This window comes from Phenylobacterium sp. (assembly GCF_030680185.1).
In the GTDB taxonomy this organism is placed as follows: domain Bacteria; phylum Pseudomonadota; class Alphaproteobacteria; order Caulobacterales; family Caulobacteraceae; genus Phenylobacterium.
On the sequence record NZ_JAUXVZ010000056.1, the window covers coordinates 1 to 21,421 of the forward strand.

General features: G+C 66.6%; 15 protein-coding genes. 4 read left to right on the plus strand and 11 right to left on the minus strand.

The genetic code is table 11. From position 1 onward, the window contains the following. From Q8L83_RS15805 to rpsL, 4 genes are all read right to left on the minus strand, one after another. Positions 1-177: GTP-binding protein (locus tag Q8L83_RS15805; RefSeq protein ID WP_305288845.1), on the minus strand; the 177-nt coding region annotated here is incomplete at its 3' end. Positions 178-268: 91 nt separating this feature from the next. After that, positions 269-2,350: an elongation factor G gene (gene fusA / locus Q8L83_RS15810; RefSeq protein ID WP_305288601.1), complete on the minus strand. Its 2,082-nt coding sequence runs from the start codon at positions 2,348-2,350 to the stop codon at positions 269-271. 146 nt (positions 2,351-2,496) lie between these two features. After that, positions 2,497-2,970, minus strand: coding sequence for a 30S ribosomal protein S7 (rpsG, locus tag Q8L83_RS15815; protein ID WP_305288603.1), 474 nt, complete (start codon positions 2,968-2,970; stop codon positions 2,497-2,499). A gap of 81 nt (positions 2,971-3,051) precedes the next feature. Then, a complete protein-coding gene (gene rpsL, locus Q8L83_RS15820; RefSeq protein WP_055832311.1) occupies positions 3,052-3,423 on the minus strand; it encodes a 30S ribosomal protein S12 in 372 nt (123 codons plus the stop codon). A 425-nt stretch (positions 3,424-3,848) separates the two neighbouring features. On the opposite strand from rpsL, the gene Q8L83_RS15825 reads away from it, so the two are divergent. Beyond that, the gene (locus tag Q8L83_RS15825) at positions 3,849-4,568 is read left to right on the plus strand and encodes a hypothetical protein (RefSeq protein ID WP_305288614.1); all 720 of its coding nucleotides are present in this window, start codon (positions 3,849-3,851) and stop codon (positions 4,566-4,568) included. A gap of 165 nt (positions 4,569-4,733) precedes the next feature. Here Q8L83_RS15825 and rpoC read toward each other — a convergent pair whose 3' ends face one another. The 5 genes from rpoC to Q8L83_RS15850 all read right to left on the minus strand — a co-directional run bounded on the left by rpoC (position 4,734) and on the right by Q8L83_RS15850 (position 15,708). Beyond that, on the minus strand, positions 4,734-8,930 hold the full coding sequence (gene rpoC / locus Q8L83_RS15830) for a DNA-directed RNA polymerase subunit beta' (RefSeq protein WP_305288616.1): 4,197 nt from the start codon (positions 8,928-8,930) through the stop codon (positions 4,734-4,736). 133 nt (positions 8,931-9,063) lie between these two features. Beyond that, entirely contained in the window at positions 9,064-13,182 is a 4,119-nt protein-coding gene (rpoB, locus tag Q8L83_RS15835; protein WP_305288618.1) for a DNA-directed RNA polymerase subunit beta, read from the minus strand. Positions 13,183-13,455: 273 nt separating this feature from the next. Continuing rightward, the gene (locus Q8L83_RS15840; RefSeq protein WP_305288620.1) at positions 13,456-14,817 is read right to left on the minus strand and encodes an acyl-CoA thioester hydrolase/BAAT C-terminal domain-containing protein; all 1,362 of its coding nucleotides are present in this window, start codon (positions 14,815-14,817) and stop codon (positions 13,456-13,458) included. 59 nt (positions 14,818-14,876) lie between these two features. Further along, entirely contained in the window at positions 14,877-15,101 is a 225-nt protein-coding gene (locus tag Q8L83_RS15845) for a helix-turn-helix transcriptional regulator (protein ID WP_305288622.1), read from the minus strand. Next, positions 15,094-15,708 carry a hypothetical protein gene (locus Q8L83_RS15850; protein ID WP_305288624.1) on the minus strand — a complete coding sequence of 205 codons (615 nt, stop codon included), beginning with the start codon at positions 15,706-15,708 and terminating at the stop codon, positions 15,094-15,096. The genes Q8L83_RS15845 and Q8L83_RS15850 overlap by 8 nt, the downstream gene beginning before the upstream one ends. 133 nt (positions 15,709-15,841) lie before the next feature. On the opposite strand from Q8L83_RS15850, the gene Q8L83_RS15855 reads away from it, so the two are divergent. The 3 genes from Q8L83_RS15855 to Q8L83_RS15865 all read left to right on the plus strand — a co-directional run bounded on the left by Q8L83_RS15855 (position 15,842) and on the right by Q8L83_RS15865 (position 20,434). Beyond that, positions 15,842-16,360 (plus strand): FKBP-type peptidyl-prolyl cis-trans isomerase, encoded by a 519-nt coding sequence (locus Q8L83_RS15855; protein WP_305288626.1) that lies wholly within the window; start codon positions 15,842-15,844, stop codon positions 16,358-16,360. 157 nt (positions 16,361-16,517) lie between these two features. After that, entirely contained in the window at positions 16,518-18,461 is a 1,944-nt protein-coding gene (locus tag Q8L83_RS15860; RefSeq protein ID WP_305288847.1) for a M61 family metallopeptidase, read from the plus strand. Positions 18,462-18,478: 17 nt separating this feature from the next. Continuing rightward, positions 18,479-20,434 (plus strand): M61 family metallopeptidase, encoded by a 1,956-nt coding sequence (locus tag Q8L83_RS15865; RefSeq protein ID WP_305288628.1) that lies wholly within the window; start codon positions 18,479-18,481, stop codon positions 20,432-20,434. Positions 20,435-20,437: 3 nt separating this feature from the next. On the opposite strand, the gene Q8L83_RS15870 is transcribed toward Q8L83_RS15865, so the two are convergent. Together Q8L83_RS15870 and rplL are read right to left on the minus strand one after the other, a co-directional pair. Further along, on the minus strand, positions 20,438-20,833 hold the full coding sequence (locus tag Q8L83_RS15870) for a hypothetical protein (RefSeq protein ID WP_305288630.1): 396 nt from the start codon (positions 20,831-20,833) through the stop codon (positions 20,438-20,440). 158 nt (positions 20,834-20,991) lie between these two features. After that, positions 20,992-21,375 (minus strand): 50S ribosomal protein L7/L12, encoded by a 384-nt coding sequence (rplL, locus tag Q8L83_RS15875; RefSeq protein ID WP_305288632.1) that lies wholly within the window; start codon positions 21,373-21,375, stop codon positions 20,992-20,994. Positions 21,376-21,421: the final 46 nt, after the last annotated feature.

Below are 21,421 nucleotides of genomic sequence, written 5' to 3' on the forward strand. Positions count from 1 at the left end.
GCGGGCCTTCTCTTCCGGGGCCGCGTCGATGTCGGCGTAGTTCATCGCCTTGCCACCGCTGGCCTTGGCCAGAACCATCGTGATCGCCGCCGTCAGCGTCGTCTTGCCGTGGTCAACGTGACCAATCGTGCCGATGTTGCAATGCGGCTTGTTACGTTCGAACTTTTCCTTGGCCATTCTCTTCTCTCCGTCCCCTGAACAGGGGGCTTATCCTTGGGTTTTCAGGGGCCCCGGCGGACCACAGGTCCGCCGAAAGCAGGGGTTGGTATTAAGCGGAATACTTCTTGATCACTTCGTCGGCGACGTGTTGCGGCACCGGCTCGTAGTGGTCGTACTGCATGGTGAACTGGGCGCGGCCCTGCGACATGCCGCGAAGCGTGTTCACATAGCCGAACATGTTGGCCAGCGGCACGAAGGCGTTCACGACGGTGGCGTTGCCGCGCATGTCCTGACCCTGGATCATGCCGCGACGGCCGTTCAGGTCGCCGATGACCGAACCGAGATAGTCCTCGGGGGTCACGACCTCGACCGCCATGATCGGCTCGAGCAGCTTGGGCGCACCCTTTTCCTTCAGTTCGCGGAAGGCGGCGCGGGCCGCGATTTCGAACGCCAGCACGCTGGAGTCGACGTCGTGGTATTTCCCGTCCGTCAGGGTCGCCTTGAAGTCGATCAGCGGGAAGCCGGCCAGCAGGCCGCCGTCCTTGATGGAGTTCAGACCCTTTTCCACGCCCGGGATGTATTCCTTGGGCACGGCACCGCCGACGATCGAGTTCTCGAACACGAAGCCCGTGCCCGGCTCGCCGGGCTCGAAGGTCAGCATGACGCGGGCGAACTGGCCCGTACCACCGGTCTGCTTCTTGTGCGTGTAGTCGATGTCGACCTTGCGGCCGAGGCTTTCACGGTAGGCGACCTGGGGCTGACCGATGGTCGCGTCGACCTTGTAGGTGCGGCGCAGGATGTCGATCTTGATGTCGAGGTGCAGCTCGCCCATCCCCTTGAGGATGGTCTGGCCCGACTCATGGTCCGTCGAGACGGTGAACGAGGGATCCTCCGAGGCCAGCTTGGCCAGGGCGACGCCCAGCTTCTCCTGGTCGGCCTTGGTCTTGGGCTCGACCGAGATCTCGATCACCGGGGCCGGGAATTCCATCTTCTCGAGGATGACGGGCGACTTCAGGGGATCGCACAGGGTGTCACCGGTGCGGGTGTCCTTGAGGCCGGCCAGGGCGACGATGTCGCCGGCGTAGGCTTCCTTGATGTCCTGACGGTCATTGGAGTGCATCAGCAGCATGCGGCCAACGCGTTCCTTGCGGTCGCGGCTGGAGTTCAGCAGGCCCATGCCGGTTTCCATCTTGCCGGAATAGATGCGGCAGAAGGTCAGCGAACCGACGAAGGGGTCGTCCATGATCTTGAACGCCAGAACCGACAGGGGCTCGTCGTCCGAGGCGCGGCGCACGATCGGCTCCTCGGTCTTGAAGTCGATGCCCGGGGTCGGCGGGATGTCCGTCGGCGACGGCAGGTAGTCGACCACGGCGTCGAGCAGGGTCTGCACGCCCTTGTTCTTGAAGGCCGAACCGCACAGGATCGGATAGAAGGCGCCGGTCAGCACGGCCTTGCGGATGCATTTCTTCAGCACTTCCAGCGAGGGCTCGGTGCCGTCCAGATAGGCTTCCATCGCCTCGTCATCGAGCTCGACGGCGTTGTCGATCAGGTACTGGCGAGCGGCGACGGCCTTGTCCATCAGGTCGGCGGGGATCGGGCCGACGGTGAAGTTGGCGCCCAGGGCGTCGTTGTCCCAGACCACCGAATTCATGGCGACGATGTCGACCAGGCCGGTCAGCGAGGACTCCGAACCGATCGGGAACTGGATCGGCACGGCCTTGGCGCCCAGACGGTCGCGGATCGACTGCACCGAGGCGTCGAAGTCAGCGCCGATCTTGTCCATCTTGTTGACGAACACGATACGCGGCACGCGGTATTTGTCGGCCTGGCGCCAGACGGTTTCGGTCTGCGGCTCAACACCGGCGTTGCCGTCCAGCACCGTCACGGCACCGTCGAGCACGCGCAGCGAACGCTCGACTTCAATGGTGAAGTCCACGTGGCCGGGGGTGTCGATGATGTTGAGGCGCTTCTCTTTCCAGAAGGCGGTCGTCGCGGCCGACGTGATGGTGATGCCGCGTTCCTGCTCCTGGTCCATCCAGTCCATGGTCGCGGCGCCGTCGTGGACTTCGCCGATCTTATGGTTCTTGCCGGTGTAGTACAGGATCCGCTCGGTCGTCGTCGTCTTGCCCGCGTCGATGTGGGCCATGATGCCGAAGTTGCGGTAGTCCTCGATCTTGTTGATGCGGGCCATGGAGCGTGCCTTGAAGTAAAATCAGGACGCGTTTCGCGCCCTCGGGAAATATCGGTCTGTGCGGATAGGCGGGCGCGGGCGGTTTAGCTCAAACCGCCCGCGCCGGATATCCTCGGATAGTCAACGCAGGTGACGCTTTGAAGGCGCTACCAGCGATAGTGGCTGAAGGCGCGGTTGGCTTCGGCCATCTTGTGGGTGTCTTCGCGCTTCTTGACCGCGGTGCCGCGGTTGTTCGAGGCGTCGAGCAGTTCGGCGGCCAGCTTCTCGGTCATGGTGTTCTCACCACGCTTGCGCGCGGCGTTGACCAGCCAGCGGATGGCCAGGGCGCGACGACGATCGGGACGAACCTCGACCGGCACCTGATAGGTGGCACCACCGACGCGACGCGAACGGACTTCGACGGCCGGAGCCACGTTGTCCAGAGCGGCGTGGAACGTCGCGACGGGCTCCGATTCCTTCTTCTTGTCGGCCAGGATTTCGAACGCGCCGTAGACGATGTTCTCGGCGACGGCCTTTTTGCCCTCGTACATGACGTAGTTCATGAATTTGGTGACGATCAGATCCTTGTATTTGGGATCCGGCAGAACTTCGCGCTTCTGTGCGCGGTGACGACGGGACATGAGCTTGGCCTTCTAAATCGGTGTCGGACGGCCGGTCCAAAGCCCGAGGGCGTGGACCGGCGAATGGAATGGGGCGGTCGCTTATTTCGGGCGCTTGGCGCCGTAGTGCGAACGGCGCTGCTTGCGGTCCTTGACGCCTTGCGTGTCGAGCACGCCGCGCAGGATGTGATAGCGCACGCCGGGAAGGTCTTTCACGCGGCCGCCACGGATCAGGACCACCGAGTGCTCCTGCAGATTGTGGCCCTCGCCGGGGATGTAGCACACGGCTTCGATGCCGGTGGTCAGACGCACCTTGGCGACCTTACGCAGAGCCGAGTTGGGCTTCTTCGGGGTCGTCGTATAGACGCGGGTGCAGACGCCGCGGCGTTGCGGGCAACCCTTCAGGGCCGGGACCTTGTTACGGACCGGCTTGGGTTGGCGCGGCTTGCGGATCAGCTGGTTGATAGTCGGCATTCGAAACTCGTCTCTTTCAATCGATGGAGGCGTGTGCCTTTCGGCCGGGGCGCCTCATGAGCCTTCTTTTCGGACGACGCTGACGCGCCGCCCCGGGTTTGATCTCGAGCCGGAGACGCGACCGCCAAACGAAAAAACCGGAACGCGCGCTTCGGGCGTTCCGGCGGGCACAGCCCGTCCGCTCAATTGTCACGATCCCGGAATCCGGCGAACCGGACACCTCGAAAGTGGGCGGCTTCTACGCGCGGGCGGGTCGCAGGTCAAGGGTGGCGGCAATCGGTCTCGAGTGACGTGCCGCGCAAGGAGCGTCAACAGGCCCCAATACGGCCACGCTCGCCCCCTCCTCTGCGCGCATGACGGGTGGATGGCGATTCAGGGGGCCGGCGTGGATATGGCCCGCCCGAGCGGAGCGGTGGCGCAAGCCGGTGATCGTGGCCGTGTCCGTGCTCGGCCACGTCGCCATCTTCGCCTACCTTGGCCTGCGTTCCATGGGCCTGACCATACCGGGCCTGCTCGATGTCGACCCGGGGCCGATCATCTATGTCCAGATCGAGCCCCGTCCGATGCTGCCGGGCGAGGTCGCCCGCGTACGGTCATCGCCCGAGCAACCGCTGATCGACACCGCTCCCATCCTGCCCGGCTCGCCGACCGCCGACCGTGATCGGCCGTTCCGCGATCCGACCGAGGATGAGGACAGCCCTGCCCCACCGGCACCCCGCATCGGGACCCCGGCACCGGGCGTCCCCGCTCCTCCCGCCGGCGTCGACGGCTGGGCCGTGCGCGCCGAGTCCCTCGGCGACCGCGTCGGACGCGGTATGCGCACCCGTGGCCCCGGCTGCGCCTCCCCGTCCCTGCTGAGCGCCGCCGAGCGCGCCATCTGCGACGACCGCTTCGGCCAGCGCGCCGCCGCCGCCGCGCCCATCGATGGCACCAGCGGCAGCCCGTTCGCCGCCGAAGGGGCCCGCCGCCTGGCCCAATATGAAGCGCGTCGCCGCCCCCTCTCGGGGGGCAGCGGCAATGTCGGGCCACAGGATGGCGTCGGTTCCAATTTCGGAGTCGGCGTCGCCGGCGCCCACCTCGACCCCTCGTTCCGCCCCGACTCGACCCAGAACATCCGCACCGACCGCCGCGATGGCCCGCGCTAGCCAATCCGGTCGCGCTGGAGCAGCAAGCCCGCGCTACGAACGTTCACGCCCCAGACGGGCGCTCATGCAGCGAGCCGCCGCGCGGCGAGCGATAGCGCCCCAACAATAAAAAAGGGCGGCGCCGTTTTCGGCACCGCCCCCTTCATTTCAGTCCAGGACCGAGGCTCAGCCTTCGCTGCTCTCCAGCTCCAGCGCCAGGTCGGCCGGAAGCGGCTCGATGGCCGCCTCGCGGGTCGAGGTCAGTTCAGCGTCACGCTCGTTGGCGATCTTCTGCAGGCTGCGGAGATAGGCACCGGTGCCGGCCGGGATCAGGCGGCCGACGATGACGTTCTCCTTGAGGCCTTCCAGCGTATCGACCTTGCCGTTGACCGAGGCGTCGGTGAGGACGCGGGTGGTCTCCTGGAAGGACGCCGCCGAGATGAAGCTGCGGGTCTGCAGCGACGCCTTGGTGATGCCCAGCAGGACCGGCTGGGTGGTGGCGATCCGGCCGCCACGCTTCTCGACCTTCTGGTTCTCAAGCACGGCCTCGGCCACCTCGACCGTGTCGCCACGGATCAGGGTGGTCTCACCCGAGTCGAGAATCTCGACCTTCTGCAGCATCTGGCGAACGATCACCTCGATGTGCTTGTCGTTGATCGGCACGCCTTGCAGGCGATAGACCTCCTGCACTTCGTTGACGAGGTACTCGGCCAGGGCCTCGACGCCCTGGATGCGCAGCAGGTCGTGCGGATCCGGGTTGCCGTCGATGATGTAGTCGCCCTTGTTGATCAGATCGCCGTCGTGGACGGAGATGTGTTTGCCCTTGGGGATCAGGAATTCGACCGCATCGGCCTGGTTGCCATCGGCGTCCAGTTCCGGCGTGATCTTGATGCGACGCTTGTTCTTGTAGTCGCGTCCGAATTCCACACGGCCGTCCATCTCGGCGATGACCGCGCAGTCCTTGGGACGACGGGCTTCGAACAGCTCGGCCACCCGCGGCAGACCGCCGGTGATGTCGCGCGTCTTGGCACCCTCGGTCGGGACGCGGGCGATGATCTCGCCCGGCTTGACCACGTCGCCGTTGTTCACGGACAGAACCGCGCCCACCGGCAGCAGGTAACGGGCGTCGGAGCCCGAAGCCAGTTTGGCATAGCCGTCACCGACGGTGACGCCCATGGCCGGACGCAGGTCCGCACCACGCGGGCTGGCACGCCAGTCACTGACGACGCGCTGGGCGATACCCGTCGCTTCGTCGGTTTCCTCGCGGACCGACAGGCCCTCGACCAGGTCCTCGAAGCGGATCGCGCCGCCGACCTCGGTCAGGATCGGAGAGGTGTAGGGGTCCCACTCCGCCAGGCGCTGGCTGCGCTTGACGTCGGATCCCTCGACCACCCGCAGACGGGCACCGTAGGGGATCTTGTGGCTCTCGCGGTCCTTGCCGTCGACCATGATGGTGACGACGACGTTGCGGCTCATGGCCACCAGATCGCCGTGTGCCGCCTTGACGGTGGGTCCGGTGATCCGGGCGATGCCGGGGTTGGTCGCCTCGTAGAACGAGGTCTCCGCCACCTGGGCCGTGCCGCCGATGTGGAAGGTCCGCATCGTCAGCTGGGTGCCGGGTTCGCCGATCGATTGTGCGGCGATAACGCCGACCGCTTCACCGATGTTGACGTTGGTGCCGCGCGCCAGGTCACGCCCGTAGCAATAGGCGCAGATGCCGGCTTCGGCTTCGCAGGTCAGGGCCGAGCGGACCTTGACCGACTGGACGCCGGCGTTGTCGATGATCTCGACTTCTTCCTCTTGCAGATAGGTGTCAGCCTTGAACAGGACGGTTTCGCCGCCCGGCTCCTTGATGTCCTCGGCCGCATAGCGACCCAGAACCCGCTGACCCAGCGAGACCAGCACGTCGCCGCCTTCGACCACGGCGCGCAGGGTGATGCCCCGCGTCGAGCCGCAATCGTCCTCGGTGACGATGGAGTCCTGCGCCACGTCGACCAGACGACGCGTCAGATAGCCGGAGTTGGCGGTCTTCAGCGCGGTGTCGGCCAGACCCTTACGGGCACCGTGGGTGGAGTTGAAATATTCAAGGACGGTCAGGCCTTCCTTGAAGTTCGAGATGATCGGCGTCTCGATGATCTCGCCCGACGGCTTGGCCATCAGGCCTCGCATGCCGCCCAGTTGCTTCATCTGTGCCTGTGAACCACGGGCACCGGAGTTGGCCATCATGAACACCGAGTTGATGTCCGGCGCCTGACCCTTGGCCAGCACGCGCGGCTGGGCAATCTCGCCCATCATCGCATCGGCGATCTTGTCCGTGGCCTTGGCCCAGGCGTCGACGACCTTGTTGTACTTCTCACCCTTGGTGATCAGGCCGTCGGCGTACTGTTGCTCGTACTCCTCGACCTGGGTCCGGGTGGCGGCGACCAGCGTGGCCTTGGCGGCGGGGATGACGATGTCGTCCTTGCCGAAGGAAATGCCGGCCTTGGCGGCCTCGCGGAAGCCCAGTTGCATCATCTGGTCGGCGAAGATGACCGTCGCCTTCTGACCGCAGTGGCGATAAACCTGATCGATCAGGTTACCGATTTCCTTCTTGGTCAGGTTCTTCTCGAGCAGGCTGTAGCCGATGTTGGCGTTGTGCGGCAGCAGCGCGCCGAGCTTCATCCGGCCCGGAGTCGTGTCGATGACCTTGGTGATGACTTCGCTGGCAGCGTTCATCTCGGTCCAGCGGGCCTTGATCTTGGTGTGCAGGGACACGACGCCGGCGTCGAGCGCGGCATCGATCTCGCCCATGTTGGCGAACAGCTTGCCCTCGCCCTTCTCGCCTTCCTTGATCAGCGACAGGTAGTAGAGACCCAGGACGATGTCCTGCGAAGGCACGATGATCGGCTTGCCGTTGGCGGGCGACAGGATGTTGTTGGTCGACATCATCAGGACGCGCGCTTCCAGCTGGGCCTCAAGGCTCAGCGGGACGTGGACGGCCATCTGGTCGCCGTCGAAGTCGGCGTTGAAGGCGGTGCAGACCAGCGGGTGCAGGCGAATGGCCTTGCCCTCGATCAGCTTCGGCTCGAACGCCTGGATGCCCAGACGGTGCAGGGTCGGGGCGCGGTTGAGCAGCACCGGGTGCTCACGGATGACCTCGTCGAGGATATCCCACACCTGCGGCTGCTCGCGCTCGACCATGCGCTTGGACTGTTTGACGGTGCCGGACAGGCCCTTGGCGTCAAGGCGCGCATAGATGAACGGCTTGAACAGCTCGAGCGCCATCTTCTTGGGCAGGCCGCACTCGTGCAGCTTCAGCTCGGGACCGACGGTGATGACCGAACGGCCCGAATAGTCGACGCGCTTGCCCAGAAGGTTCTGGCGGAAGCGGCCCTGCTTGCCCTTCAGCATGTCGGCGAGGGACTTCAGCGGGCGCTTGTTGGCACCCGTGATGACGCGGCCGCGACGGCCGTTGTCGAACAGGGCGTCGACCGATTCCTGCAGCATCCGCTTTTCGTTGCGGATGATGATGTCGGGCGCGCGCAGCTCGATCAGGCGCTTCAGGCGGTTGTTACGGTTGATGACCCGGCGATACAGGTCGTTCAGGTCGGAGGTGGCGAAACGGCCACCGTCCAGCGGCACCAGCGGGCGCAGTTCCGGCGGAATGACCGGCACGACCGTCAGGATCATCCACTCGGGTTTGTTGCCGCTCTCGAGGAAGGCCTCGATCAGCTTCAGGCGCTTGGAGGCCTTCTTGGCCTTCATTTCCGAAGGACTGTCGGCCAGTTCACCGCGGTGACGCTCGGCCTCGGCGTGCAGGTCGATGCCGATCAGCAGGTTGCGCACGGCCTCGGCGCCGATCTCGGCGGTGAAGCCGTCATCGCCGAACTCGTCCTGGTAACGGTAGAATTCGTCTTCCGTCAGCAGCTGGTTCTGCTTCAGCGGGGTCAGGCCCGGCTCGGTGACGATATAGTTCTCGAAATACAGGACGCGCTCAACGTCCTTCAGGGCCATGTCCAGCATCAGCGAGATGCGCGACGGCAGCGACTTCAGGAACCAGATGTGGGCGACCGGGGCGGCCAGTTCGATGTGGCCCATCCGCTCGCGGCGAACGCGGGCCAGGGTGACCTCAACGCCGCACTTCTCGCAGATAATGCCCTTGTACTTCATGCGCTTGTACTTGCCGCACAGGCATTCGTAATCCTTGGTCGGGCCAAAGATACGGGCACAGAACAGACCGTCACGCTCGGGCTTGAACGTCCGATAGTTGATTGTCTCGGGCTTTTTGATCTCGCCAAACGACCACGACCGGATCTTCTCCGGGCTGGCGAGGGCAATTTTGATCTGGTCGAAGGTCGGAGTGACCGGGACCGCGTTGAAGATGTTCAGGACTTCCTGGTTCATCTTGTTTTCCTTCTGCGGCGGGGGCCGCGAATAATTTGGTGGCGAGTGGCGAGTGGCTGGTGGCGAGAAAGTCGGCGGTGGCGAGTGACGGGGCGAAATCTCGCCACACGTCACTCGCCACTCGCCACTCGCGTCAGCTGTTCTCCAGCTCCACGTTCAGGCCCAGCGAGCGCATTTCCTTGACGAGCACGTTGAAGCTCTCGGGAATGCCCGCCTCGAAGCTGTCGTCGCCGCGGACGATGGCCTCGTAGACCTTGGTCCGGCCGGCCACATCGTCGGACTTCACCGTCAGCATTTCCTGCAGGGTGTAGGCCGCGCCGTACGCTTCCAGCGCCCAGACCTCCATCTCGCCGAAGCGCTGTCCGCCGAACTGCGCCTTGCCGCCCAGCGGCTGCTGGGTAACGAGCGAGTACGGCCCGATCGAACGGGCGTGGATCTTGTCGTCGACCAGGTGGTGCAGCTTCAGCATGTAGATGTAGCCGACCGTGACCGGACGCTTGAACTGCTCGCCGGTCTGGCCGTCATAGACGATCGACTGGCCGGTGCGGTCGAGACCCGCCTTCTCCAGCAGCTCCTCGATGTCGTTGATGTGCGCGCCGTCGAACACCGGGGTGGCGAACGGAACGCCCTTGGACAGGTTCCTGGCCAGCTCGACCAGGTCCTCTTCCGACTCGGGAAGCGTCGTGTCCGGGCCGTAGATGCTGGTCAGGTGATCGACCAGCGCCTTCTTCTGTCCGCCCTGTTGCCAGGCCTCCAGAAGGCCCTGGATCTGCTTGCCGAGACCGGCGGCGGCCCAACCGAGGTGGGTTTCGAAGATCTGGCCGATGTTCATGCGCGAGGGCACGCCCAGCGGGTTCAGCACGATATCCACGGCGGTGCCGTCCTCAAGGTGCGGCATGTCCTCGATCGGCAGGATCTTGGAGATGACGCCCTTGTTGCCGTGACGGCCGGCCATCTTGTCGCCGGGCTGAAGCTTGCGCTTCACGGCCACGAAGACCTTGACCATCTTCATCACGCCCGGGGGCAGTTCGTCGCCGCGCTGCAGCTTCTCGACCTTGTCCTCGAAGCGGCGGTCGAGCGCTTTGCGGGCGTCCTCGAACTGCTTCTTCATGGCCTCGAGCTCGCCCATCGCCTTCTCGTCGTCGAGGGCGATCTGCCACCACAGGCCGCGCGACAGTTCGCTCAGCTTGGCTTCGGTCACTTCACCACGGCCCAGGCCCTTCGGACCCGAGGTGGCGTTCTTGCCGAGGATCAGCGGGTGCAGACGTCCGTAGACGTTGCGCTCGAGGATCTTGAGCTCGTCGTCGCGGTCCTTGCCCAGACGTTCGATTTCCGAACGTTCGATGGCGATGGCCCGCTCGTCCTTGTCGACGCCGTGGCGGTTGAACACGCGCACGTCGACGATGGTGCCGGCGACGCCGGGCGGCAGACGCAGGCTGGTGTCGCGGACGTCCGAAGCCTTCTCGCCGAAGATGGCGCGCAGCAGCTTCTCTTCCGGCGTCATCGGGCTCTCGCCCTTCGGCGTGACCTTGCCGCACAGGATGTCGCCGGGCTGGACCTCGGCGCCGATGGCCACGATGCCCGCCTCGTCGAGGTTGCGCAGGGCTTCCTCGCCGACGTTGGGGATGTCGCGGGTGATCTCTTCCGGTCCCAGCTTGGTGTCGCGGGCCATCACTTCGAACTCGTCGATATGGATCGAGGTGAAAACGTCGTCGCGCACGATACGCTCCGAGATCAGGATCGAGTCCTCGAAGTTGTAGCCATTCCACGGCATGAAGGCGACGAGGGCGTTGCGGCCCAGGGCCAGTTCGCCGAGGTCCGTCGACGGACCGTCGGCGATCACGTCGCCCACCTTGACCTCATCGCCCACGCGCACGATCGGGCGCTGGTTGATGCAGGTCGACTGGTTGGAACGCTGGAATTTCGACAGGCGATAGATGTCGACGCCCGAACGGCCGGCGTCGAGTTCGTTGGTGGCACGGACCACGATGCGGGTGCCGTCGATCTGTTCGACGACCCCGTCACGACGGGCCACGACCACGGCACCGGAGTCAACGGCGACCACAGATTCCATGCCGGTGCCGACCAGCGGCGCGTCCGACTGCACCAGGGGCACGGCCTGACGCATCATGTTCGCGCCCATCAGGGCCCGGTTGGCGTCATCGTTTTCCAGGAAGGGGATCAGGGCGGCGGCGACCGAAACGACCTGTTTCGGCGACACGTCCATCATGTCCACGTCGGCGCTGATCAGCAGCTGGGAATCGCCGTTGATCCGGCCCGGGACCAGCTCCTCGACGATCATGCCGTCCTTGAGCTCGATGTTGGCCTGGGCGATCGTGTATTTCGCCTCTTCCATGGCCGAGATGTAGACCACCTCGTCCGTGGCCCGGCCGTCCTTGACGCGACGGTAGGGGCTCTCGATGAAGCCGTATTTGTTGATACGGGCGTGCGTCGCCAGCGAGTTGATCAGGCCGATGTTCGGGCCTTCCGGGGTCTCGATGGGGCAGATACGGCCGTAGTGGGTCGGGTGCACGTCACGGACTTCAAAGCCGGCGCGCTCGCGCGTCAGACCGCCCGGGCCAAGCGCCGAAAGGCGACGCTTGTGGGTGATCTCGCTGAGCGGGTTGGTCTGGTCCATGAACTGCGACAGCTGCGACGAACCGAAGAATTCGCGCACGGCCGCGGCGGCCGGCTTGGCGTTGATCAGGTCGTGCGGCATCACCGTGTCGATATCGACCGAGGACATACGCTCCTTGATGGCGCGCTCCATCCGCAGCAGGCCGACGCGGTACTGGTTCTCCAGCAGCTCGCCGACCGAACGGACCCGGCGGTTGCCGAGGTTGTCGATGTCGTCGATCTCGCCCACGCCGTCCTTCAGGCCGACGAGGATCTGCAGCACGCGCAGGACGTCGTCCTTGCGCAGCACGCGGATCTCGTCCGAGACGTCCGGGGTTTCCAGACGCATGTTCATCTTGACCCGGCCGACGGCCGACAGGTCGTAGCGCTCGCTGTCGAAGAACAGCGAGTTGAACATGGCTTCGGCGGCTTCCGGGGTGGGCGGCTCGCCCGGACGCATCACGCGATAGACGTCGAACAGCGCGTCCTCGCGGCCGGTGTTCTTGTCGATGCGCAGGGTGTTGCGCATGTAGGCGCCGACCGTGACGTGGTCGATGTCCAGCACGTCGATGGTGGTGAAGCCGTGGCTCTCCAGCAGCTCGATCGACTCGACGTCCAGCTCGTCGCCGGCCTCGGCGTAGATCTCGCCGGTCTCATAGTTCACGGCGTCGGCGGCCAGGTATTTGGTCAGCAGGGCGTCGGCGGCCAGCGACAGCGACGTGGTCGTGTCACCCAGCTTCTTGGCCTGACGGGCGCTGATCTTGGTGCCGGCGGGGGCGATGATCTCACCGGTGTCGGCGTCGACCAGATCGAATTCGGGCTTCACGCCCTTCCAGCGCTCGGCCTTGTACGGGGTGACCCAGCCTTCGCCGCGCTTCTCGTAGGGCACGGTCTCGTAGAAGGTCTTGAGGATCTCCTCGCCGTCCATGCCCAGACCCATCAGGAAGGTCGAGGCCGGCAGCTTCCGGCGGCGGTCGATGCGGACGTAAACCACGTCCTTGGCGTCGAACTCGAAGTCGAGCCACGAACCGCGGTACGGGATCACACGGGCGGCGAACAGCAGCTTGCCCGAGCTGTGCGTCTTGCCCTTGTCGTGGTCGAAGAAGACGCCCGGCGAACGGTGCATCTGCGAGACGATGACCCGCTCGGTGCCGTTGACGACGAAGGTGCCCTTGTCGGTCATGAGCGGGATGTCGCCCATGTAGACGTCCTGCTCCTTGATATCCTTGACCGAGCGCGCGCCGGTCTCTTCATCGGCCTCGAACACGATCAGGCGCAGCTTGACCTTCAGCGGCGCGGCATAGGTCATGTCGCGCTGGATGCATTCCTCGACGTCGTACTTCGGGTCCTCGAACTCGTAGGAGACGTATTCCAGGATGGCGCGTTCGTTGAAGTCCTTGATCGGGAACACCGACTTGAAGACCGCCTCAATGCCCTGATCCTTGCGCGGTCCCGAGCGCACTTCGCGCTGCAGGAACTGCTCATAGGAGGCGCGCTGCACCTCGATCAGGTTCGGCATCTGCACCGCTTCCGGGATGCGGCCGAACGAGTGACGGATGCGCTTCTTGCCGGTGAACGAGGTGGCGGTAGCGAACTGACCGGGGGCGACGGTGAGTTCGGCTTTGGACTTGGCCATTCTGTATTCCCATAACGCAACCCGGGCAGGTCGCGATCAATGCAGCAGCCACGGCTCCGCCTCTCGGGCGAACCGTGACCATCGGTTTCGGCGTCCACCCTCGGGCCTTGCGGCACCAGGACACCTCAAAATGCAGGGCTCCTTGGGGAGGAGCGCGCCTTCGCACCGGTCGGAGGGCGACAAACCGGGCCTCGGCGCTTTCGCGCGAATCTCATACTGAGTTAGCGGAACCGGGTCATATACTCGCTTTCCCGACGAAATAAAGGCCCCCGCCTATCTTTCGTCAGGACGTAGCGTCCGCTCCAGGAAGGCCAGAACCCGTGGCCAGGCGTCGGCCTGGGCCCGCGCATTGGCTTCGACGGTGCCACCACCGCGCGTCACCTCTCCGGCCGTCGGAGCCCAGCCGTCGCCGCCGACGTCATGCCCGGCTTGCGGATAGACCAGCAGCACGGTCTCCCGGCCCGCCGCGGCCCGGCTGGCCGCCACATTGCGGGCCATCTGACCCGATCGCCACTCCCGGTCGGCGTCCCCCGCCACCAGCATGACCGCGCCGGGGAAATCCTCGACCCGGATGCGGGCCGCCGCCTCGCGCTCCGGATGGGCCGCCCGCCCGTCCTCGTGGATCTTCAGCAGATCGGCATTGCCCGGCCCGGCCAGCAGCCCCTCGACAAAGCCGACATAGGGCATGAACGGCAGCGGCTCACCGCCGTAGGAGAAGGACGAGCGCGTGCCCTCGGCCTCCACCGTCTCCAGTCCCCAGCCCTCCCAGACCAGGTCCGACGGCGCAAAGGCCACCACCGCGGTCAGCCAGTCGTATTGGCTGGCCGCGATCAGGGCGAACTCCGCCCCCTTGGAGCCGCCGAACAGGGCGATGCGGTCGGCGTCGACGTCCGGCCGCGTGCGCAGCCAGTCGCGCAACTCGCCGATCTGGTCGATGCGGATGTCGATGAAACTGCCCGGCAGGTCCGGAAACTCCTTCGGCGGGCCGTAGTCGCCCCAGTCGGCGGAATAATAGGGCAGACCGACCACGGCATAGCCCAGCCCGGCCAGTTTGCGCCCGTAGCGGTCGCTGGCCCGGGTGCCGCCGTCGGCCCCGTGCAGCACCACGATCACCGGCCGCCGCCCGCCGCCTTCTGCCTGATACAGGCGCGCCGCCGGAAAGCCGGGTATGTCCTCGACCGCGATGGCCGCCAGGGTCCCGACCAGACGGGTCATGCCGGTCGCCACCACCCGGTCGCCGACCTGGGCCCGCAGCCGCACCTCGCCCGAGCGCCAGTCACCGGGCAGGGCGTCGGCGGTCGGCTGCATCGACCAGAACAGGCCGGCGGCATCGACCCCGGCGTAGTCGCCGCTCAACGGCGCGTTCGCGGTCAGGTCGACGCGTCCCTGCCCGTCGGCGGTGAACCGCGCGCTTGAGCGCCACACCGCGTCATGGCCGAAGCGGCGCTCGGCGCTGATCTCGACGGCCTGGCCGGGCGCGACCCCGCTGAGCACGACGGCCACCGGGCTGCCATGTACCACCGGACCCTCCGGCGAGATCTCGAAACTCTGCGCCGTGGCGGTGCCGGCGGTCAGCATGGCGATGAGGGCGGCGGTTCCGGCCAGGGCGCGGATCGGGCGACGGACAGGCGTCATGGGTCACATCCTTCTGTGTGCGCCTCGGCGCGAGGTCGTGGGTCAGGGGTGGTTGAGGTTCAGGGCGAAGGCGGCGTTCGCCAGAAAAACACGTCGTCGACGCCACGCCGAAAGACGTGGGCCAACCGCATGGCCAGCTCCAGCGACGGGGCATAACGCCCGGCCTCGAGCGAGATCACCGTCTGGCGGGTCACCCCGGCCGAGCGGGCCAGGGCGTCCTGGGTCATCTCACCATGCTCGAAACGGAGGCGGCGCAGGTGGTTGCCGATGGCCAGCTCAGCCATGGACTTCGTCCTCCGGCCGCGCCGCGTCCCGATAGCCGATGAGCTGGGTCCCGTGCCGGGCCAGCGACGCCAGCAGGATCACCACCACCAGCACATTGCCGAGCACGAAGGGCGACAGCCGCTCGACCACCACCGGCGGCGCGAACCCCAGGGTCAGCAGCAGGCCGATCAACAGGACGATGAAGGTGGTGTAGCCGACGTGCACGCCGCGCGTCGCCATCTCCCGATCACGCTCGTCCTGCTCCATCCGCTCGGGGCGGACGATGACCCAGCCGATCCCGGCGGCGGCAATCAGCGTCCAGTTGTCGAGCGCCAGGGTATTGCCCTGCCCGACGTGCAGATCGACTCCCTGCGCCAGCGAGGCGATCAGATGGCCGCTGACCAGCGCCAGAGCCGCCAGGGCGTGCCACGAGCAACGCTCGCGCGGACCGGGCTCGCCACCATCACGATGCCGCATCCCGTCCCAGTGCCGACGCACCGCGACCGCGACCAGCAACAGCACCACCGCCCCGACCCAACCCGGTCGCAGCGGCCAGTCGAACAGCGGCCAGGCCAGAAAGGCCCCGAACGCCATGCCGAGCGCGGATACCGCCAGAACCCTGATCACATGTCCGCTCCCTGATACATAATGTATGTTCCAGCTTACATAATGTTATGTCAAGCGTACACCTATGGACCGGCGAGCCCCGGCCGGTACGAAGCGCATTCCGCGCGCCTCCGACCCCTGCTAGCGTCGCGCCATGACTCGCACCCTGATCGCCGCCGCCGCCGCCCTGACCCTCGCCGCCTGCGCCTCGACGCCCGAGCCGATGGGGCCGCCGACCTCCGAAGTCCGCCCGCCGGTCGGCGAGGCCAGCCAGGTGAGCTGGGACGCGGGTAATGCCGCCTATCTGGCCTGGAACGCCGGACGTCCCGGCTGGACCACCACCGACTCCGGCCTGCAGTACCGTCGCATCAGTCCCGCCCGGCCCGAGGGCCGACAGCCGGTCGCGACCGACACCGTCCGGGTCCACTATCGCGGCACCTTCATCGACGGCCGCGAATTCGACGGCTCCTGGGCCCGCGGCGAGCCCTCCGAATTCCCGCTCAACCGCGTCATCAAGGGCTGGACCGAGGGCGTGGCCCTGATGCGCGTCGGCGAGCGCTTCGAATTCGTCATCCCGGGCGGACTGGCCTACGGCGAACGCTGGGCCGGCGGCGGCAAACTGCCGCCCAACTCGACCCTGCTGTTCACCGTCGAACTGCTGGAAGTAAAATAGGCGCTCTGATTTTTTGCTCCGCTCATCCCCGCGAAAGCGGGACGGCGGAACTCCGAACATGACGACGTTTTAATCCAACACGGGCCGGTCTCGCTTGACCCCCGCCCGTGCCCGGCGTGATCTGCGCGCCCTGCCCGTCCAGCCGGAAGTCCCCCTGATGAAGCGTCTGATCCTGTCCGCCTGCGCCGCCGCCCTGCTGTTCGGCGCCGCCCCCGCCCTGGCCCAGGTCGGTACCCCGGCCCTGGATCGACCGCTGGCTCCGATCCCCGCCCCGCGCGACGTGGCCTATCCGGGGGTCATCACCCTCGAGATGGACGCCACCGATATCGACCGGCGCATCGTCTCGGTGAAGCAGACCATCCCCGTCACCGGTCCCGGCCCGCTGATCCTGCTCTATCCGCAGTGGATCCCCGGCAACCACGGCCCGGTCGGCCCGGTCGACGACATCGCCCAGCTGCACATCACCGCCGACGGCCAGGAACTGCGCTGGGTGCGCAATACCGTCCGCACCAACGCCTTCGAGGTCGAGGTCCCGGCCGGCGCGACCGCGGTCGAGGTCGCCTTCAAATGGCTGACCCCGATCGACTCCCCCCAGGGCCGGGTCGTCATCACCGACGAGATGCTCAACATTCAGTGGGAAAAGGCCATCCTCTATCCGGCCGGCTACTACTCACGGCAGATCACGGTCCAGCCGACCCTGCGCCTGCCGCTCGGCTGGCAGTATGGCGCGGCCCTCGACACCGTCTCCTTCCAGAACGGCGTGGCGGTCTTCGCCCCCATCACCCTTGAACATCTGGCCGACAGCCCGGTCTTCGCCGGAGCCCACTATCGCCAGATCGACCTCGATCCGGGCGGCCGTTCGCCGGTGCGGCTCAACATCGTCGCCGACAGCGCCGCCATGCTGGCCGCGACCGACGAACACATCGAGCGGCATCGCGAACTGGTCCGCCAGGCCGACCGCCTGTACGGCGCGCGCCACTTCAACCACTACGACTTCCTGCTCGCCGTCACCGACCGGCTGGGCGGCATCGGGCTGGAGCATCACCGCTCGTCCGAGAACAGCGTCGACACCCGCTACTTCACGGCCCCGTCCTCGACCCTCGCCGACCGCGACCTGCTCGGCCACGAATACACCCACTCCTGGAACGGCAAATGGCGCCGCCCCGCCGACCAGCTGACCCCCACGCTCAACGAGCCGCTGCAGAACTCCCTGCTCTGGGTCTATGAGGGCCAGACCCAGTACTGGGGCCTCGTCCTCACCGCCCGCGCCGGGCTGATGAGCAAACAGCAGGCGCTGGACGTCTTCGCCAACACCGCCGCCACCTATGCCGACGACAATCCCGGCCGCGCATGGCGCGCCCTGCAGGACACCACCAACGATCCGATCATCGTCCAGCGCCGTCCCCAGCCGTGGGGCACGGTCCAGCGCGGCGAGGACTATTATCGCGAAGGGGCCATGATCTGGCTCGACGCCGACACCCTGATCCGCGAACAGTCGAACGGCCGCCGCTCGCTGGACGATTTCGCCAAGGCCTTCTTCGGCGTCCAGGACGGCGACTGGGACCCGGCCCCCTACACCTTCGCCGATGTGGCCTCGACGCTCGAAGGCGTCCAGACCGGCGACTGGGCCGGCTTCCTGCGCACCCGGCTCGACGCCGTCGGTCCCGATGCGCAGGGCCCGCTGGGCGGGCTTGAGCGTGGCGGCTACCGCCTCGCCTGGGGCACCACCCCCAACGGCTATTCCCGCGCCCTCAACACCGAACTGGGCCGCGTCGACTTCGCCTGGTCCCTGGGTCTCAGCCTCAACACCTCCAACCGCGTCACCGCCGTGCGCTGGGGCTCGCCCGCCTTCGAGGCCGGCCTGACCTCGGGCTGGGAGGTCGTGGCCGTCAACGGTCACGCCGCCAGCGCCACCGCCATCGCCGAGGCCATCACCGCCTCGGCCGGCAATACGACCCCGATCGAGATGATGCTGAAGAAGGGCGACCGCTTCCGCACCATCCGCTTCGCCTATCACGGCGGCCTGCGCTACCCGCGCCTCGAACGTATCGAGGGCACCCCCGACCGTCTCGGCGACATCCTCGCCCCGCGTCGCCGTTGATCGTGAGGGACACCAAGATGATCCGCACCGCCGCCCTCGCCCTGCTGCTGACCTCGGCCGCCCTGCCGGCCCTGGCCCAGACATCCCAGGCGCAAACGCCCCTGCCCGCCCCGACCAGCCTGCCGCGCCCCCTGCCGGCCATCCCCGCGCCGCAGGACCGCGACTATCCGGGCGTCATCGGCATCCGCGTCGACCTCACCGACCTCGACCACAAGGTCATCCGGGTGCGCCAGACCGTGCCGGTCAGCGCCGGCCCGCTGGTGCTGCAGTATCCGAAATTCATCCCCGGCAACCACGCCGACACCGGCCCGATCCAGCTGATCTCCGGCCTGACCGTCAGCGGTGGCGGGGCGCGCATCGAATGGGTCCGCGACACCGTCGACCCGCACGCCTTCCACCTCGACATCCCGGCGGGCGTGACGGAGATCGAGCTCGGTTTCGAATGGCTGACCCAGCCCGACAACGCCGTCTGGCGCGTGGTCATGACCTCCGAGATGGTCAATCTGCAGTGGGAGAAGGCCCTGCTCTATCCGGCCGGCTATGCCCACAGCCGTATCACCTTCGCCCCCTCCGTCGTCCTGCCCGCGGGCTGGCAGTATGGCGTGGCCCTGACCACCACCGGCCGCGACGGCGACGTGGCCACCTTCGCCCCGATCTCCCTCGAGCACCTGGCCGACAGTCCGATGTTCGCCGGGGCCCACTATCGCCGCGTCGACCTCGATCCGGGCGGCCGGTCGCCGGTCCACCTCAACATCGTCGGCGACACCGCCGCCTCGGTGAACGCCACGCCGGAATGGATCGCGAAATACGAGGCCCTCGTCGACCAGGCCGACCGGCTGTTCGGGGCCCGCCACTTCGACCACTATGAGTTCCTGCTGGGGATGACCTCGAAGATGGGCGGCATCGGCCTCGAGCATCACCGCTCGTCCGAGAACACCGCCGCCCCCGACTATTTCTCCACCGCCAACCCGTCCTACGGCACCCGCGGCCTGCTCCCGCATGAGTACGTCCACAGCTGGAACGGAAAATTCCGTCGCCCTTCAGACGAATACGTGCCGAACTTCAACGTCCCTACGCAGAACAGCCTGATGTGGGTCTATGAAGGTCAGACCGAATACTGGGGCGATGTCCTGACCCCCCGCTCCGGCCTCGGCACGGTCGAGGAGGCGGTGATCAACCTCGCCGAGGTGGCCGGCTTCTACGACCAGCAGCCCGGTCGCCAGTGGCGCGCCCTGCAGGACGTCACCAACCACAATCTGCTCGGCTACCGCACCACCAACCCCTGGGGCTCGTGGATGCGCGGCACCGGCGACTACTACCGCGAAGCCTTGCTGATCTGGCTCGACGCCGACACCCTGATCCGCGAGGCCACCCGCGAGCGCAAGTCGCTGGATGATTTCGCCAGGGCCTTCTACGGCGTCGAGGACGGCGTCTGGGAGGCGCGGCCCTACACCTTCGACGACGTCGTCTCGCATCTGAACGCGGTCCACCCCCACGACTGGGCCACCTTCCTGCGCAGCCGACTCGACGCGGTCGGGCCCGAGGCCCGCGCGCCGCTGGACGGCCTCGCCCGCGCCGGCTGGCAACTGACCTGGGTCGACAGCCTGACCGCGGTCGAAAAGCGGTTGATGGGCGGCTGGGCCAGTGATTTCCAGTATTCGCTCGGCTTCAGCCTGGGGGGCAACAATCGCATCAGCGGCGTGCGCTGGGGCGGGCTGGCCTTCGAACAGGGTCTGGGGGCCGGCTGGGATCTGGTCGCCGTCGGTGATCGCGTCGCCTCATCCGCCGCCCTGCGCGAGGCCGTCACCGCCGCGAAGAACCGATCCGACCCCATCGTCCTCGTGGTCAAACGTGGCGATGAGTTCCGCACCGTGTCCTTCGACTACCACGGCGGCCTGCGCTACCCGCGCCTGGTCCGCATCGAGGGCACCCGCGACCGCCTCGCCGACATCTTCGCGCCCCGCCGGCGGTAGGGATCAGCCGTTGCCCAGGTCCCAGCACACCTGGGGCTTGGGTTGGGTGCGCATTTCGTTCACCAGCGCCGAGCATTGCGTCCGCGCTTCCTCCGGCGTCAGCGCCTGGAGGGTCCAACGCAGGTCGCGCAGTTCGGTCCGCAGGGCCTCGTGGTCGATCGGCCGGTTCACCCGCTCGCCACACGTCGCCATGTCCATCTTCAGCGACGCCATCTCGACGCAGGGCAACGGCAGGTCGCCGATGATCTCGCGGGCCCTGACGGCCGTCATCGGCAGGTCGGGCGATGGCGGCGATGGCGGCCCCGCCGGAACGGGCGGCGGCGCTTCGGCGGCCGGTTCTCCGCAGCCGGTCAGCCCGAACAGGACGGCCATGGCCAGGGCGGTGATTCTGATGGACATGGGTTCCCTCCCGTTGTCCGCACATCCCGACACAACCAACCGCCCCTGTCCATTCCGCACAGAAAAACGGGCCGGGGATCGCTCCCCGGCCCGTCTCTTCAGTTCAAATCCAGATCGCCCTCAAGCAGCGCGAAGCGCGTTAGGGCAAAAAGGGTTTCTTACTTGATCTGCACCTTGGCGCCGGCTTCCGTCAGCTTCTTGGCGACTTCGTCGGCGTTCTGCTTGGAGACGTTCTCGACGACGTTCTGCGGAGCGCCTTCGACCAGGTCCTTGGCTTCCTTCAGACCGAGGTCCGAACGCACGCCACGGACTTCCTTGATGACGTTGATCTTCTTGTCGCCACCGTCCAGCAGGACGACGGTGAACTCGGTCTGCTCTTCAGCAGCTTCGGCCGGAGCGGCGGCGCCGCCACCGGCAGCGGCCATGGCGACCGGAGCAGCGGCGCTGACGCCCCACTTTTCTTCCAGCAGCTTGGACAGCTCGGCGGCTTCCAGGACGGACAGTTTCGACAGGTCTTCAACGATTTTGGCGAGATCGGCCATGGGATGTTTCCTTCGGAGGATTGGGGTTCAGTAGAGAGTTTGCAGA

Coding starts and splice junctions, on each gene's coding strand:
- fusA (WP_305288601.1), bottom strand. CDS start 2,350: ATGGCCCGCATCAACAAGATCGAGGACTACCGCAACTTCGGCATCATG.
- rpsG (WP_305288603.1), bottom strand. CDS start 2,970: ATGTCCCGTCGTCACCGCGCACAGAAGCGCGAAGTTCTGCCGGATCCC.
- rpsL (WP_055832311.1), bottom strand. CDS start 3,423: ATGCCGACTATCAACCAGCTGATCCGCAAGCCGCGCCAACCCAAGCCG.
- rpoC (WP_305288616.1), bottom strand. CDS start 8,930: ATGAACCAGGAAGTCCTGAACATCTTCAACGCGGTCCCGGTCACTCCG.
- rpoB (WP_305288618.1), bottom strand. CDS start 13,182: ATGGCCAAGTCCAAAGCCGAACTCACCGTCGCCCCCGGTCAGTTCGCT.
- Q8L83_RS15840 (WP_305288620.1), bottom strand. CDS start 14,817: ATGACGCCTGTCCGTCGCCCGATCCGCGCCCTGGCCGGAACCGCCGCC.
- Q8L83_RS15845 (WP_305288622.1), bottom strand. CDS start 15,101: ATGGCTGAGCTGGCCATCGGCAACCACCTGCGCCGCCTCCGTTTCGAG.
- Q8L83_RS15855 (WP_305288626.1), top strand. CDS start 15,842: ATGACTCGCACCCTGATCGCCGCCGCCGCCGCCCTGACCCTCGCCGCC.
- Q8L83_RS15860 (WP_305288847.1), top strand. CDS start 16,518: ATGAAGCGTCTGATCCTGTCCGCCTGCGCCGCCGCCCTGCTGTTCGGC.
- Q8L83_RS15865 (WP_305288628.1), top strand. CDS start 18,479: ATGATCCGCACCGCCGCCCTCGCCCTGCTGCTGACCTCGGCCGCCCTG.
- Q8L83_RS15870 (WP_305288630.1), bottom strand. CDS start 20,833: ATGTCCATCAGAATCACCGCCCTGGCCATGGCCGTCCTGTTCGGGCTG.
- rplL (WP_305288632.1), bottom strand. CDS start 21,375: ATGGCCGATCTCGCCAAAATCGTTGAAGACCTGTCGAAACTGTCCGTC.